The sequence below is a fragment of the Thalassotalea marina genome (assembly GCF_014656435.1).
Taxonomy (GTDB): Bacteria; Pseudomonadota; Gammaproteobacteria; order Enterobacterales; family Alteromonadaceae; genus Thalassotalea_C; species Thalassotalea_C marina.
In genome coordinates, this window is record NZ_BNCK01000009.1 from 25240 (window position 1) to 40847 (window position 15608).

Here is a 15608-nt window from a genome sequence, read left to right on the forward strand (position 1 = left end):
GCCGAATTATATCTTAGTCAAGTGCAAGAATCAGCCTATTGTTGTGGATTTTTTTCAACTGAGCTTGAAACTTTAAAATCTGAAAGACGAATACCCAAAATAAGCACCATGATAAAATAGCTAACTACGCCTAAACCAATACACTTAACGAGTAGTAAAACCTTTTCTGACCAGTCTTTGAATAACCAAACATTAAACTCTGGCGACAAACTATAAACAACAAAAGCCATCACCGCTGACGCTAAGATAATTTTACAAATAAACCACTTAACACTAGTGGAAAGATGATAAACACCTTCAGCTTTTAACCCTCTATACAGCCATAAAGCATTTAAAGTTGCTGAAAATGTTGTCGCCATCGCTAAACCAACATATCCAAAAAATGGCGCTAGCATTATATTAAATGCCATATTAGCAATCATGGCTTTTATACCTATTTTAACCGGCGTTTTTGTATCTTGTCTGGCGTAGAATCCTGGTGCCAGTATTTTAATAAACATAAAGCTCACTAAGCCTGACAAATAAGCATAAAGTGCAAAAGAAACCTGCCAAACCTCTAATTGTGTAAATTCCCCTCGCATAAAAAGTACCATAATGATGGGTTGTGCAAGCACCATTAACCCAACTAACGCAGGCCACCCGAACAAATTTATGATTTTAATGCCCCAGTCAAGCGTAGCCGAAAACTCTTGAGCACTTTTTTTGGTATGTAAGCGCGCTAAACTCGGTAATATCACCGTCGCAATACCTATACCAAAAAGACCTAAAGGAAACTCTAACAAGCGGTCTGCATAATACAGAAAACTTACAGCCCCGGTATCTAACAAACTGGCAATTTGTGTATCTAGTAGTAAATTTATTTGGGTTACCGACACACCAAACAGTGCGGGCGCCATCAGCTTTCTAATTTTAGTAACGCCTTTGTCGCTCCAGCCCCACTTGGGCATCGCTAAAGCGCCCGCTTTATGGAGAAATGGAATTTGAAAGATAAATTGAACAAATCCCCCTAGAAAAACCCCCCAAGCTAATGCGTACTCTGGATTTTCGAAATAGTCACGCCCCAATATGGCCATAGAAATAATCGAAACATTGAGTAATACCGGAGTAAAAGACGATACTGCAAATTTACCATACGCGTTGAGAATAGCACCAGATAACGCAGTAAAACTAACAAACCACAAATAGGGAAAGGTAATCTTTAGCAAGTCTGAAGCGAGATCAAATTTACCACTTGTTGGATCTTGTAAGTGTTCTACGTAAAAACCAGGTCCAAAAAGCATAACGATCAAAGGGGATGCAATCATTCCAACCAAAGTCACAATAGTGACGATGACACCTAAGGTCCCAGAAACTTTCGCTATCAGCTGTCTTGTTTCATGAGTTTTATTATCAACATCATTTTGGTGGTATTCACTTAATACAGGTACAAATGATTGTGCGAATGCGCCTTCAGCAAATAAACGACGTAGAAAATTTGGAATTTTATTAGCGAAAAAAAACGCGTCTGCAGAAGCTCCTGCCCCCATAATACTTGCTATAACAACATCACGCACTAATCCCAGCACACGGGAGATTAAGGTCATTGCACTGACGATAAGGCCAGATTTTATTAATTTCTTACTCAAGGGAAACTTTTAGACAAGTACAAAACAAAGAATAATTATGGCGGTAATAAGCTACGTAAAACAAGAACTATCACGTTAATTTATTGAGAAATTATGGTAAAGTAATCGATATTGCAACTTAATTGCATAGCCTTTGAACAAATTACAGCTTTGTTTGCCATTATTGGGAAAAACATTTGACATCGCCGTTAAAAAAAGGCATATTTCGTCGCCTTAAATTTAGGCTATATTAATTTCATTTTAGGAGTTCACCTTGGCTAACTCAAAGCAAGCTAAGAAGCGCGCATTACAATCTGAAAAGCGCCGTCAACACAATGCAAGCCGCCGCTCAATGATGCGTACTTTGGTTAAAAAAGTAATCGCTGCAATTGAAGCCGGTGACAAAGAAGCAGCAACAAAAGAATTTGCTGCTGTAACACCAGTTTTAGACCGTTATGCAAGTAAAGGTTTAATTCACAAGAACAAAGCAGCTCGTAACAAGAGCCGTTTAAACGCTAAAATTAAAGCGCTTTAATTGTTCAACTGACTGCTGTTTGCAATTGTCAGGCTTATAAAGAAGGCCGTCTTCATCTGAAGACGGCTTTTTTGCTTTGTTAATCTTTTAATAACTTATACTGCAATTACCCTGAATATCACAGTTGCGCTCTCATTCATTTTTATCTAGTCTGTTGGCGGATATAAAAATGAGAACCACCATCATGAAACTTACAAAAGTAGCAACAGCTCTATTTATTTCAAGCACCCTACTAGCTGGCTGCAACCAACAAACAATTCAACACCAAGCACCAACAATAGAAATTGCTGACAATTATCAACACAAGTTAAACATATACAAAGAAGTCCCGATAACTACTGATTTGTCGCATCTTTCGAGCAATCAAAAGCAGCTTGTTTCACTACTGATAGAAGCATCTGACATTATTGACGAACTGTTTTGGCTTCAAGCTTATGGTCAAGATAAAAAATCCTTTTTATCAACAATCAATAACGACAAGTTAAAGCAGTTTGCCAGTATAAACTACGGTCCTTGGGATCGTTTAAATGGCGACACACCATTTATTAAAGGCGTAAATCATAAATCACTAGGTGCTCAATTTTATCCTAGCGATATGACAAAAGAAGAATTTGAAAAAGCTGACTTTGCAGATAAAACCGGACTTTATTCTTTGGTGCGTCGCGATAAAAATGGCGCATTGTTTGCGTTAGCTTATTCAGAAGCCTATGCAGAACAATTGCAGCGTATTGCCGCCATTTTGCGCAAAGCGTCTAAGCTCGCCGATGATAAGTCTTTTAGCGAATATTTATTGCTTCGAGCTGACGCGCTGCTCAATGATGATTTTCGACAATCCGACTTCGCTTGGATGGATATGAAAACGAATATGATTGATGTAATCATTGGCCCTATCGAAACCTACGAAGATCAATTATTTGGCTATCGTGCGGCTTTTGAGTCCTATGTTTTGATCAAAGATATGGCTTGGAGTGAAAAGTTAGCAAAATATGCCGCCTATTTACCTGAACTGCAAAAAGGACTACCTGTAAGTACTAAATACAAAAAAGAAGTACCTGGTTCAGATGCCGATCTTAATGCATACGATGTAGTGTATGTATCAGGTCACGCTAACGCAGGAGGAAAAACCATTGCTGTTAATTTACCAAATGATGAGCAAGTTCAATTGGAAAAAGGAACACGCCGTTTACAATTGAAAAACGCTATGCGTGCAAAATATGACGCTATTATGGTGCCAATTGCACAAACATTAATTATACCTGAGCAACGAAAACATCTTACTTTCAATGCCTTTTTTGCCAACACAATGTTTCACGAAGTAGCCCATGGTCTAGGTATCAAAAACACGATCAACGGTAAGGGAACTGTAAGACAGTCGCTTAAAGAACATGCATCAGCACTGGAAGAAGGTAAAGCTGATATTCTTGGTCTTTATATGGTGAGACAACTTCTAGATAAAGGAGTTATTACCGAAGGAGAATTAGCTGACTACTATACAACCTTTATGGCCGGCATCTTCCGCTCTGTGCGTTTTGGCGCAAGCTCTGCTCATGGCAAAGCCAATATGGTACGTTTTAATTACTTTGCTGAACAAGGCGCCTTTTCACGTAATGAACAGGGCTTATACTCTGTTAATATTGATGCGATGAGCAAAGCTATTGATAGCTTATCTGCAACAATACTTGAAATACAAGGAAATGGTGATTATGCGGGTGTTGACCAGCTTATGACAGAAAAGGGGTTGATTCACTCTGAATTACAACTTGATCTTGCCAAACTTGAAGCAGCAAATATTCCTGTTGATATCGTATTTAAACAAGGTAAAGCACAACTTGGTTTAAAGTAGTGGCAAAGCCACTACTTTTTTTCTAAAGAGTCTTTAGCAAATCAATCGCTTCAGTTTTTTCATTAAACTGTTGTGAAGATGAGGCAACTCGCTCCAAAAAGCGCTTCGCCTCATTTTTGCGATTTTGTCCAATTAAATTAACCGCTAAATGATACATGATTTCTGCATTATCCGATTCGATCGCTAGAGCCTCCCTAAACAGAGGTAATGCCTTTTCTAAACTTCCTTGCTTAGTATAAGCCCATGCTAAGGTGTCTTTGATAGCTACGTGATCAGGTACTGCAATATGTGATTTTTCAGCATATTCAACGGCCAAGTCAAAATTACTAGCCAAAATATAGACTTGAGCAATATTATTCATTAGCAAAGGTGTTTGCCCCTGCAATTTCATTTGCTCTTGATATAACGAAATAGCCTTATCGTATGTTTTTTCCATTACATATAGATCAGCTAAAGCCACCACCATCATCAGGCTATTAGGTGCTTTTTGATTCCACTTCTCTAGTAACCCTCTCGCTTGCGCCAGTTTGTTGTTACCTTTAAGCGCCTCAGACAAGCCAAAAGTCGCTTGTTGAGATTCTTCAATCTGTAACGAGTTTTTATAGTGTTTTTCCGCAAGATCATACTGTTTTGCCGCGAGATAAACATCACCTGTTAATTTTTCAGCTAACCCAGGCAATTTAATGTGCTTTGATAGTTCATTAACAACATCTAAAGCTTTTTCAGGCTCAGCAGTTAAATTGTAGGCTTTGATTAATGCTAAATATGCAGCAAAAAAGTTGTTATTCCATGCGATTGCTTTTTTATAGTTTAAAATGGCGCCGTTAAAATCTTGTATTGCCAACTGTGCGTTGGCAAAGTTAAGTAAAACAGGAGATTTATTTGCAACATGTTTCACTGCTAACTGGAATGCACTCATAGCTTCTTTATAATCTTTCGCCTGCATATAAGCATTTGCAAGACGTTGATGAATATTTGCATTATGGTTTTCACGGACTAAATAATCTTTAGCCAACGAAATAGCTTCATTTACATCGTTTCTGCTAATTGCAACATCAAGTAAACGATTAAGCGCTAACTCACTTTTTCTATCAATGCTATAAGCTTTATCATAGTAATTTTTCGCCTGTGAAATTTCAGATTTTTTCCAAAATGTATCACCTATTTCAACCAACAATGGCGCACTATCAGGAAATTTTGTTAACGCAGTATTTAACCGCTGGCGTGCACTAGGTAAATCGCCATTAACCATGTCCATTCTCGCTAAATGAACGACTGCTTCCACATTCGAATTATCCAACGATGCAGCTTGTTCAAAAAGTGATTTGGCTTGTTGGTGCTGTCCTTTCATCCCTAACATTACAGCCTTTCGTTGAACTAATTTTGAATCATTTGGAACTTGCTGTAAAAGTTGTTCAACATAAACCAAAGCTTGTTCGATATTGTTACTTTCTTGCATAGCAGTCATTAATAATAACAATGTTTCACTATTACCCTCTGATAACGCTAGCGACTTTTCCAGTGATGATATCGCGTTATTCACTTGGCCAATTTCCAGTTGCAACCTACCTAAATCCTGCCAAGCCAAGAAAAAATCAGGACGAGCTTGAGTTAAATCAAGAAAATATCGCTCGGCCTTTTCATATTCTTGAGTAGCCATGTAAGTTTTACCTAACATTCGCCAGACCTCTTTGTTGTCAGGGTCTAATAACCGAGCCTTTACCAGGTAGTTTTTGGCAGAAAAAGTTTCACCTAGAGCAAGAGAAACTTCAGCGTTTAAACGCAGCGCTCGCGTGTCATCATCAACGATATCAATATAATCACTAAGGGAGTCTTGCGCCTTTTCATACTCACCTCGATTAAAATGAACTAAGCCAGCTAAGTAAAAATAGAATGGATTTTCTTTCATTACTTGTTTAGGCATGCCGGACAAAACTGTGCTTAAATGATTTGCCGTCGCAGTCAGTTCTTCGTCCATGCCCAGTGCTGCAGAAACTATAGCTTTTAAATAGTTAGCGCGCGGCTCATTGGGTATTTCACCTAATATCACTTCAATATCAACAAGCGCTTGTTGATGCTTTTCCTGCTCAACTAACACGCTAGCTCTAGTTAACAGAGCTGGTAAATTTCTGGGATTTAGCTTAATTAGCGATGTAACAACTTGCTCAGCATTGGTTAAATCTCCCATTTCATGGTAAATATTTGCCTTAAGTTGTATTGCTTTTTCATTAACCGCAGAAATAGCCAGAGCCTGATTAACCTGCTCCAATGCCTGTGCAAGTTGTTCTCGCTTAATTGCAACTTGTGCTAAGCCCAGGATAGCTTCGATATTATTTGGATTTAAGCGCAAAGCTTCTCGATATTCTTCACTGGCTAGTGACGTGCTGTTTTTTTCAAACAACGCTCGCCCTTTCAACACTAAAACTTTACTTGAAAGATTATTATTACCATAAACGGGCTTAGCTAGTTTAATAACACTGTCTAATTTACTTTGTAGCAAAAGTGCTTCCAACATCAATGGCAGTACTTTTTTTTCATCAGCGTTTTTTTGTTTTGCAAACTCTAACTCAACCTCCGCACCTGCACCGTCACCTTTAGCAATGAGTATTTCTGCCATCAATAACCTTGAAGGTAAGTGACTAGGATTATTTTTAAGCGCGTTTTTTAGATGGATTACGGCAGCGTCGAAATCCTCTACATAAAAACTTTTTAAAGCATCTTCGTAGGGTTGATTTGTTAATTGCGCGGCCATTATACCGCCCGAAAGCATTATAGAGCCCACCACAATTAAACTAGGGACAAAGTGCCTTTTCATGAATATCACTTCCTAATGCAAGTAAATAAATAGTTAATTTAAAGTTATCTTATGCTATCAATGCAATTTAACTCAAGCAGAAATAAATGTGTCGATATTATTTACATTATGTGTATAATTTGTGCTAGTGATTGTGAGAAATAACAGTAATCAATTGAATAGATTAATATTTTTGATGTTGGCATTAACTGTGCTTAAAGTTGAACATAAACCAGAGTACGGTATAAAGAGCATAAAAGGTAAAAAGCATGAAGTTAGTTAAATGGATTATTACAGGAGCAAGCTTCGCATCTGCGATGTTAGTGAACGCAAGTTCAATTTCACCTACAGATTTCGCCACTCAAACAATAAGTGATAACTACATTGGTGCTGGCGCAAGCGGAGATGTCTACGGCTCTACACGTAAATACGATGTAGACAAAATGACGGTAAAACGCGAAGGCACAACAATGACCGTTGATATTTTCACCTCTTTTTGGAATGACGTGAACAGCACTATAAAATTTGGTGACTTGTTTATGGCGACAGGAAATGGAATTGATAACCCGTGGAACCCTTATGGCTCAGGAAGTTACCAAAATGATCGTTCATCTGACTCTTATCGTAATAATTCAGGAACAGACTGGAACTATGTTTACGATTTAGAGGGCAATCGCAGTAGAACTAGTGGTATAGGCCGCCTAAAATCAGGTTTTAATCGCTCAGACCTTTACACTTCTAGTGATGAGATGGGTAGCAATGGCCATCGTTATGACCAAGCAGTTAGAATTAAAGATCGTAGTCATCAAACAACTCATGACACTTCAAATTGGTCAATTGGCTCACAGGAATATTTTATAGCGGGCACGTCTTATAGAAACCTTAGACTAACATTTGATGTGGCTGGCACTGCATTAGCATCAGCACATCAAATAGCGTTTCGTTGGACGATGACATGTGCTAACGATATTATTGAAGGATTAGTTTCTGTATCGCCAGGCGATACAACAACACCAATTCCAGCTCCTCAAACTATCGCTTTAATGCTTCTTGGTTTAGCAGGCCTAAGCTTGCGAAAAAGAGCATAAAGAAAAATTAAGTAATAAAAAAGCGACCTAAGGTCGCTTTTTTATTACTCGCTACCTACTCGGTAAGTTTGACAAGAATGCTTGATACCTCTGTTCAACATCAGGGTTGGCGAGATTAGTTTGACACACGCTTTTCTGATAGCGATAGCTAAAAAGTTCTGACCACAGTAACAAATGCATTGAAGGTAAATGGTCATTATTTAATTGCAACAACAAACTAGCGACTTCTGCCGTTGATAATTGTCCTTCTTTACTCGCCTTTCGAAGAAAATATTCTGACTTAAAAGATAACGCTTCCAGTGTATCATTACTCAACGAAATCACAGGCATGTTAGTCAGATAAGGACTTTTGCGAAACATCTTCTTCGCTTCTTGCCAACTGCCATCAAGCATGACAAACAAAGGAGTTTTGCTTGTCGATAAACTATCCAATTCTTTAACAACAGGCCTGTTATCAAATATATACTCCTCGGGAAAGACTACATACGGCTGATATCGTTCATCTTTTAAAGTCTGTAATAATTTGTTGTCAACGGTCGTTCTAGACCATAAATACGCTTCAGTATCAGGAATAACGTCAGCAATAAGTCTCCCAGTATTACTTGGCTTTAATACTTCGATGTCATGCATCAGTAGCACAAACTTGCATTTGCTACCTGTTTGCACCCTTATATCACAAATACAATTATCCATCGCCAACTGGCAATATTGGCAGCGATTAACTTTACAACCTCTGGCTCTAAAGGGTTTAGTCGATTGAGATTTTCGTTTGAAATACAACTGATGAACGGCGTGCATTGAGGTAACTAAGTGATAATTTTTTAATATTTTAATCGATTCACAAATAAAAAAAAGGCATGAAACCATGCCTTAGAAGTTACAGAGAAAAAATATAAAATTATCTAAGCTTTTTTATGTGATGATTTATCAACTACAATTACATTTACCTGTGGCATCTCTTCAATATTCGATTTCAATTTTTCTTCTAGTTGATCAATTTCATATACAGAGTGGCATAAACGTTCACCTTGGGCTTCAATTAGCTCACCTCGTTGCTCCATTTGAGCTTCAATTTGCGAACCAAAGTCTTCCATTTTTGCTTCAAAGGCATCCATATCGCCTGAGAATAGCATTTGTTGCCCTACCGCTACTAACAAAGTACCCATTGAATTTTTTACCGTGTCTTGCACCATATCACTAATTTTTTGGCCAAACTCTTCTGTAAAAAAGTCATCTTGCAAATTGCCATTTTCGTCAATTGTAAAATCATTAACATCAAACTGGCTATTTACGTCATTTCTTATTTCCGTTAACTGGCGAGTTAAGTTGACCGATATGTCGTTACCTTCTCCTAAAATTTCGGAGAAAGCCAAATTTACACCTTCAGCAGCAAGATCGATTGCATCGATAGCTATGCGTTTCGCTTCAGTCGGTACAACCCGAAGTTTAGTTGAATATTCATTTACAAGTTTTTCTTGATTTGAATCTAACGAAATTGTTTTACCATCAACGATTAGTGTTTGATTATCAATGATTTGATATAACGGCTTGTTATTTTTAGTGAAGGTGATCACGTTTTGTTTGATAGAAATACCCGCGTTTAAATCAACATCACACGAGTTAGAAGAAAAGTGTACATCGTGCGCTACTGCACTTCCTGACAATAAAATAGCACTGGCAATTAAAGTTTTCATAAACAGTATTCCTATGAATGTTTTTGTTAAACATGCTATACAAACCTAATGCCAGAATGTATCACATTGAATTTATTAACTTTTAATTAGAAAACCATTAAATACAACTGGTTAAATTAACCAATTAATTGCATTATCGCTAAATATTAGTTTACTTGGCTAAATCTAAAAATTTGCAAATAAAAACCAGCCATATTGATAGGATAAAAAATAAAAAACTTAATATCGTAATAAATTTTCAAAGCCATGTACTAACAATCATACATATTGTAAGGAGGTTAGCGATGCGATTAAACATGAAAAAGATGTGGCGAGAAAATAAGTCGTTTATTATTTTTATTGCTCTAATGCTGGTATTTAGAAGTGCTGTTGCAGACTGGAACGATGTACCTACAGGCTCTATGAAGCCAACCATTGTTGAGGGCGACCGTATATACGTAGACAAATTAGCGTACGATATTAACATACCTTTTGTTGGTTATTCCGTTTATAAACTTAACGATCCTAAAACTAACGACATCATTATATTTAATTCAATAAAAGCAGATAAGCGCTTGGTCAAGCGTGTTATTGGTGTGCCGGGCGACATAGTTTCACTTAAGAACAATAAACTTGTAATCAATGGTAAAGCAGTTACTTATCATGACGAAGTCAATAAACAAGGTGTTAGCATTTTAACTGAATTATTATCAACAAACGGACATAGAATCCAAGTTACTGAGAATCAAGCACCATATAGTAGCTTTCCTTCGGTAAAGGTGCCGGAGAATCACTATCTAGTTTTAGGTGACAATAGAGACAACAGCGCAGATTCTAGAGTTATAGGATTTGTTCCGCGAAATGAAATAATAGGCCGCACAAATAAAGTCATTTTATCTTTAGATTATGAAAATTATTTTTTACCAAGGCTTAACAGGTTTTTTAAAGACATATAAAAGAAAAGGATTTTAAAAAGGCCTACTTAGTTTAAGTAGGCCTTCTTTTACGTATTAACTAAAGTTAGTTTCTTGTACCTTTTCATAGGCAATATCGGGGGCCGTTGAAAAAGGCTTTTCGTGCAATTTTGCTTTGAGTTGTCCTTTACGGTGTTTTAAAGCAGCATCTAATTTTTTACCTGCCGCTGCTATCGCAGGATACATAACTTCTTCGTTCGCAGACACAGATACCGCAGTGCCTTCATAGTTTGTTGTCAATTCAACGTAATGTTTGCCATGCGCTTTAGTGATGATGGCGTCAATCGATATAATGGTTGGGAAATGGGTAGCAATCTTTGCAAACTTTTCTTCAATATGTTCTTTTACAGAAGCAGTAACTTCAACATGGTGACCAGAAACATTTATCTTCATAGCATATCCTTTTTCGTTGTTACTCATATATGAATTTAGGGCTTAAAAATAAAAAGGCAAGTGAAATAAACTAAAAACTTGCGTTAAATCACCAAATGAATAATCCCCCCTCACTTTCTGTACACTATTCAGTCACACACTGTTTTTTAAAAGCGTATTAGACTTGAGCAAAGATCTTATTTATTAAAACCTCATTACGCTTTTAGCAACTAGACTTAGAAAATGGCCTGTTTATAGCAATTTTTTTCTAAGACTGTTACGTAACTAGTAGATTCTTAGGTATAATTCTGCCGATTTTTTAATAGTAAACCCGAGAATTATTTTCATGTTTGATGACATTCGCCCGTATCAAGATACCGAAGTTCAGCAAATTGCCGAATCTTTGCTTAATGAGCGCGAGTTTTTGAATTCAGTTGCTGCCATTTCTTTACCAACAATGTATAAATTTTGGCCTGGTGGAGCTCGTTATATCGTGAAAAAGTCGATGACAGCAAAGGCAGCAAAACTACAAACAATCAAAAGTATTCAGTTATTGGTGTCTGGCTATTTAACAAAACTAATTAAAACAACCATTACAGAACTTACATACTCAGGTATTGAACACCTTGATAAAAACAAACCCACGTTATTTATCAGTAATCATCGAGATATTGTGTTAGATGTTGCGCTGATTAACCATGTCCTTCATGAGAATGGCATGGAAACGGTAGAGGCTGCTGTAGGTGACAACCTTTTAAGCAAACGTTGGGTGGAAGATTTAATGCGTTTAAATAAAAGTTTTATTGTTAAACGCAGCGAAAAAAACAAACGTGCTATGTTGATGGCGTCAAAACAGCTCTCTGCATACATTCATCATAGCTTGGTAGAAAAGCAACATAACATTTGGATCGCGCAAAAAGAAGGTCGAGCTAAGGATGGAGTCGATAAAACTAACGCCGCTCTTATTTCAATGTTATTACTTAACAAGCCGAAAGAAACCCCAATTTCACAGTATCTTTCGACATTAAATATTGTCCCTGTCGCTATTTCTTATGAATTTGATCCTTGTGATCAAGATAAAGCAAGAGAGCTTGCGCAAAAGGCGGTATCTGGTCACTATCAAAAAGAAGAACATGAAGATCTAAAAAGTATCACTTTAGGTCTAATGGGGCAAAAAGGTCGAGTCAACCTCACGTTTTGCCCGCCATTGACTGGTGAGTTTAATGACAGTAAAGAAATTGCCGAATCTATAGATCAACAAATCATCGCTAACTATAAGCTTTACCCTAGCAATAACAATGCATATGAATATTTACAAGCTGGTGATAACAAATTGATTCAGATATTTTCTGAGCGCACACAAACATTAACTGACGAACAACGTCATTGGTTACTTACCATGTATGCTAACCCCGTTATTTCCAAAAAGCAGCTTCAGCAACTGAGATAAGACTTATCCTTCTCGTTTTATGGCGTGATGAATTGTGTTAACAAATAAAACGTCACGCCGCTGATCAACAACGTAGCATAAACACTTTTTGTTCGATATGCCACACCAATTGCTAAAATACCTGCGATAAAATAAGGATTTGAGAGTGACGTTAGTGAGCTCTCTTTTTCTAAAAATATTATTGGTGCCCAAATTGCCGTTAGAACAGCCGGCGCACTAAAACTTAGAAAAGTAACCATTTTACCTTTAATTACTATAGGTAATTTGGGGTGTAGCATTAAGTAGCGACTACTAAAAGTGATACAAGCCATTAATAATATTATGGTAATTGTCATCATTTGCCCCTACCTTCAACTATACGGTTGCTTTTTCGACAAACAATAAACCCCGCTAGCATCGCACACAAGGATGCACCAACAAGCACAAACGGTAATTCATATAACGTCATTAATACAGAAAGCAGTGCAGACACAACTACAGCCGTTAAAGTAGCCATACTTTTGATTGATGGAATAACTAAAGCGATAAATGTAACCGCTATGGCAAAATCCAAACCAAGGTTTGTTAAATTGGGTAAAACACTACCAGCATATACTCCTAGCACATTCCATACGAGCCAAAAAAAGTAAAAGCTCCCACCAGCTGCAAGGCCATATATGAAACGCTGATGATGTTGAAATGCTTTTTTACTGGAGGATAACGCAAACAGTTCATCAGTCAGTAAAAACCCTATTAAATAACGTTGTTTTGAATTTAAGTTTTGTACTTTATTTCTCAATGATAAACCATATAGAAAGTGTCTTGAGCTAATAATAAAAGTTGTAATTAAAATAGATGCAATTGACGCATTACCAGCGATAAGCTCTATAGACACCAACTGCACAGCCCCCGCAAAAACGAGAAGCGGCATGAGTATAGCTTCTAGTTCTGACATTCCCCGCTGTATTGCTAATGATCCACACAATATCCCCCATGGCAGCACCGCCAAGTTAAAAGGCAGCATATCAATAATGCCCTTTAACAAATATTTTCTATTTTTCTTGTTTATCATTTGTTTAGTCCAGAAGGCATAATTCTAGCCATTAACTGCTTTTGCGTATTGGCCTGGGGTTAAACCAATGACACGCTTAAAATGTCGGTGTAAGTGGCTTTGATCAAAAAAGCCTAATTGATTTGAAACATTGAGAACACTTACTCCTCGCTTAAGGAGATTTTGTGCTTGCGCCACCTTAAACTGTATAAAGTACGCATGAGGAGACAGACCATATTTTTGTTGAAACTGACGAGCAAGGTGAAACTGACTTAATCCAACATAATCTGCTAGCTGTTTTAGTGTGACATTTTCTTCAACATTGCCACGAAGAAATTCTCTAGCTTTTAATAATTTGTCAAATTCTAAGCGCTGAAATTCAATTGCCTCTTTTTTATGACTTCCATGTCGAATCATCAATTGAGATAACACCAAGTTAATTTCTTGTTCTCGTAAAAGCTGTTGTGATTCGTTCTCAAGAATGAAAAATAAACGGCGTAGAGCATTAGCCATAGTAGGGTCATAAACTACAGCATCAGCAAAATAAGGAGCAAATTGCCCTTGCCAACCAATATCACTAGCCAACTGGCCAAACTGTTCAGGTGTTGGGTAAATGGCTTTGTATGTCCAGCCTACTCCATTTGCAGCCTGACCTGTGTGAATATCATCAGCATTGACAAAGATAATGCTATTCTCCGGTGCAAAATGCTCAGCACCACTGCGAAAAAAACGCTGACCACCACTTCCAATGACACTAATGGTGTAGGTTTGGTGGTAGTGTTTCTTAAAGTTTTTACGTCCAAAACTGGCATTGATAACCTCAATACCACCCAACTCTTGATGAAAACCTACTTTTACTGTTTCCCGCATAGACAGATCGCTCTTTAATAATGCTTCTAGCATAATGTATAAAAGACTAAACATGAAAGCCTTGTACAAAATTGCTCTTTATGAAAACTCTATGATAGAGTCAATACTCTAATAAAACCACAGGACGGATATCATGCATCACCCCATTGCTTTAGTGACAGGTGCTGGCCGCGGCATAGGCGCAGCTACAGCAGAACTTTTAGCTGCTCAAGGTGACTTTGTCATCGTAAACTATGTCAAAGACGACAAAAGTGCTAATGATGTAGTAAAAAAGATTCAAGCAAAGGGAGGCAATGCTGTAGCCATACAGGCTGACGTATCAATAGAAGCACAAGTGATGTCATTATTTCAACATATAGACGCCCTACCCGGTCAACTCAAAAAGTTAGTAAACAATGCAGGTATTTTATTCGCTCAATCTCCTGTAGTTGAACTAACCGCAGACAGGATTAATCAAGTGCTTTCTACCAATGTCACAAGCTATTTTTTATGCTGTAAGGAAGCAATTAAACGCATGTCTACAAATTTTGGTGGCTCTGGTGGCGCAATCGTCAATGTATCTTCTGCCGCATCAAGATTAGGCGCTCCTAACGAATATGTGGATTATGCCGCCAGTAAAGGCGCAATAGACACCCTCACTAAAGGCTTATCTCTAGAGGTTGCAGCGCAAAACATACGCGTAAATGGCGTACGTCCTGGGTTAATTTATACCGATATCCACCGAGATGGCGGTGAGCCTGATCGTGTTGATAGATTAGCGTCAAGCTTACCTATGCAGCGTGGAGGACAACCTATTGAGGTTGCACAAGCAATTACGTGGTTACTGTCTGATAACGCTTCTTATATTACTGGAAGTCATTTAGAGCTTGCCGGCGGACGTTAACAACTTTTAGTCATTTATTTGAACTTGGATAAACACCCAACTACAATGGCGGTTTGTATTTTATTCACACATTTATTTAGCTAACAATTACTTCAGTTCGTATGAAAACAACGACAATTATTTTGCCATCCTTTTTAAGACGCGTATTGCGAGCTTATGCTTTAAAAGCTGAAATACGTCAAGCTGGCTGTGAACTTCAGCGTATTGGTCGTTCTCGAAACTGGCGTTTAATTGGTAACACTGAACAGTTCTATCAAATTATTGAATTCATTGATAATGCTAATGAAGACTCTTGGCTGTGGTTGTCTAAGAAGTTAAAACAAGAAAGTGAAAAACTCAGCCATGACCATTTACTGTTTATTGCAAAAAAGAACTCAGGTATCACGATTAATGAATTGATGGCAAAAACAGATTGTACCGTTGCTGAGGCACGCAGAGTCATTGATGAATTAGAATGGTTAGACGAATAGTAAAAGCTTAATAACAACATGG

15 protein-coding genes are annotated in these 15608 nt (G+C 37.6%); 7 read left to right on the forward strand and 8 right to left on the reverse strand.

Annotated elements, in window-relative coordinates:
* Positions 1 to 35: 35 nt before the first annotated feature.
* Positions 36 to 1625 (reverse strand): murein biosynthesis integral membrane protein MurJ, encoded by a 1590-nt coding sequence (murJ, locus tag IE199_RS17440; RefSeq protein ID WP_189773196.1) that lies wholly within the window; start codon positions 1623 to 1625, stop codon positions 36 to 38.
* 253 nt (positions 1626 to 1878) lie between these two features.
* Between murJ and rpsT the strand changes: the two genes are divergently transcribed.
* Positions 1879 to 2139, forward strand: coding sequence for a 30S ribosomal protein S20 (rpsT, locus tag IE199_RS17445; RefSeq protein WP_189773198.1), 261 nt, complete (start codon positions 1879 to 1881; stop codon positions 2137 to 2139).
* Positions 2140 to 2323: 184 nt separating this feature from the next.
* Positions 2324 to 3982: a dipeptidyl-peptidase 3 family protein gene (locus tag IE199_RS17450; protein ID WP_189773200.1), complete on the forward strand. Its 1659-nt coding sequence runs from the start codon at positions 2324 to 2326 to the stop codon at positions 3980 to 3982.
* A gap of 22 nt (positions 3983 to 4004) precedes the next feature.
* Here IE199_RS17450 and prsT read toward each other — a convergent pair whose 3' ends face one another.
* Positions 4005 to 6797 carry an XrtA/PEP-CTERM system TPR-repeat protein PrsT gene (gene prsT / locus IE199_RS17455; RefSeq protein WP_189773202.1) on the reverse strand — a complete coding sequence of 931 codons (2793 nt, stop codon included), beginning with the start codon at positions 6795 to 6797 and terminating at the stop codon, positions 4005 to 4007.
* A gap of 248 nt (positions 6798 to 7045) precedes the next feature.
* On the opposite strand from prsT, the gene IE199_RS17460 reads away from it, so the two are divergent.
* A complete protein-coding gene (locus tag IE199_RS17460; RefSeq protein WP_189773210.1) occupies positions 7046 to 7864 on the forward strand; it encodes a PEP-CTERM sorting domain-containing protein in 819 nt (272 codons plus the stop codon).
* A 51-nt stretch (positions 7865 to 7915) separates the two neighbouring features.
* Here the strand turns inward: IE199_RS17460 and IE199_RS17465 are convergent, their stop codons facing one another.
* Together IE199_RS17465 and IE199_RS17470 are read right to left on the reverse strand one after the other, a co-directional pair.
* On the reverse strand, positions 7916 to 8662 hold the full coding sequence (locus IE199_RS17465) for a tRNA-uridine aminocarboxypropyltransferase (RefSeq protein ID WP_189773212.1): 747 nt from the start codon (positions 8660 to 8662) through the stop codon (positions 7916 to 7918).
* A gap of 104 nt (positions 8663 to 8766) precedes the next feature.
* A complete protein-coding gene (locus IE199_RS17470) occupies positions 8767 to 9558 on the reverse strand; it encodes a DUF2884 family protein (protein WP_189773215.1) in 792 nt (263 codons plus the stop codon).
* 284 nt (positions 9559 to 9842) lie between these two features.
* On the opposite strand from IE199_RS17470, the gene lepB reads away from it, so the two are divergent.
* Positions 9843 to 10493, forward strand: a complete 651-nt coding sequence (gene lepB / locus IE199_RS17475; RefSeq protein ID WP_189773217.1) for a signal peptidase I — start codon at positions 9843 to 9845, stop codon at positions 10491 to 10493.
* A 54-nt stretch (positions 10494 to 10547) separates the two neighbouring features.
* On the opposite strand, the gene hpf is transcribed toward lepB, so the two are convergent.
* A complete protein-coding gene (gene hpf / locus IE199_RS17480; RefSeq protein ID WP_189773219.1) occupies positions 10548 to 10904 on the reverse strand; it encodes a ribosome hibernation-promoting factor, HPF/YfiA family in 357 nt (118 codons plus the stop codon).
* Positions 10905 to 11229: 325 nt separating this feature from the next.
* Here hpf and IE199_RS17485 point away from each other — a divergent pair, with 325 nt between their 5' ends.
* On the forward strand, positions 11230 to 12333 hold the full coding sequence (locus IE199_RS17485; RefSeq protein ID WP_189773221.1) for a 1-acyl-sn-glycerol-3-phosphate acyltransferase: 1104 nt from the start codon (positions 11230 to 11232) through the stop codon (positions 12331 to 12333).
* 17 nt (positions 12334 to 12350) lie between these two features.
* On the opposite strand, the gene IE199_RS17490 is transcribed toward IE199_RS17485, so the two are convergent.
* The 3 genes from IE199_RS17490 to IE199_RS17500 are packed head-to-tail and all read right to left on the reverse strand — an operon-like array spanning position 12351 to position 14233.
* Positions 12351 to 12671 (reverse strand): AzlD domain-containing protein, encoded by a 321-nt coding sequence (locus IE199_RS17490; protein ID WP_373304824.1) that lies wholly within the window; start codon positions 12669 to 12671, stop codon positions 12351 to 12353.
* Positions 12668 to 13384, reverse strand: coding sequence for an AzlC family ABC transporter permease (locus IE199_RS17495; protein WP_189773223.1), 717 nt, complete (start codon positions 13382 to 13384; stop codon positions 12668 to 12670). Before IE199_RS17495 ends, IE199_RS17490 begins: the two co-directional genes overlap by 4 nt.
* Positions 13385 to 13408: 24 nt before the next feature.
* Positions 13409 to 14233 carry an AraC family transcriptional regulator gene (locus tag IE199_RS17500; RefSeq protein WP_189773225.1) on the reverse strand — a complete coding sequence of 275 codons (825 nt, stop codon included), beginning with the start codon at positions 14231 to 14233 and terminating at the stop codon, positions 13409 to 13411.
* Between the two features lie 133 nt (positions 14234 to 14366).
* Between IE199_RS17500 and IE199_RS17505 the strand changes: the two genes are divergently transcribed.
* Both IE199_RS17505 and IE199_RS17510 read left to right on the forward strand, forming a co-directional pair.
* Complete coding sequence (locus IE199_RS17505; RefSeq protein ID WP_189773227.1) at positions 14367 to 15116, forward strand: SDR family oxidoreductase; 750 nt, start codon at positions 14367 to 14369, stop codon at positions 15114 to 15116.
* Between the two features lie 101 nt (positions 15117 to 15217).
* Positions 15218 to 15586, forward strand: a complete 369-nt coding sequence (locus tag IE199_RS17510; RefSeq protein WP_189773229.1) for a ribosome recycling factor family protein — start codon at positions 15218 to 15220, stop codon at positions 15584 to 15586.
* The last annotated feature ends 22 nt before the right edge of the window (positions 15587 to 15608 follow it).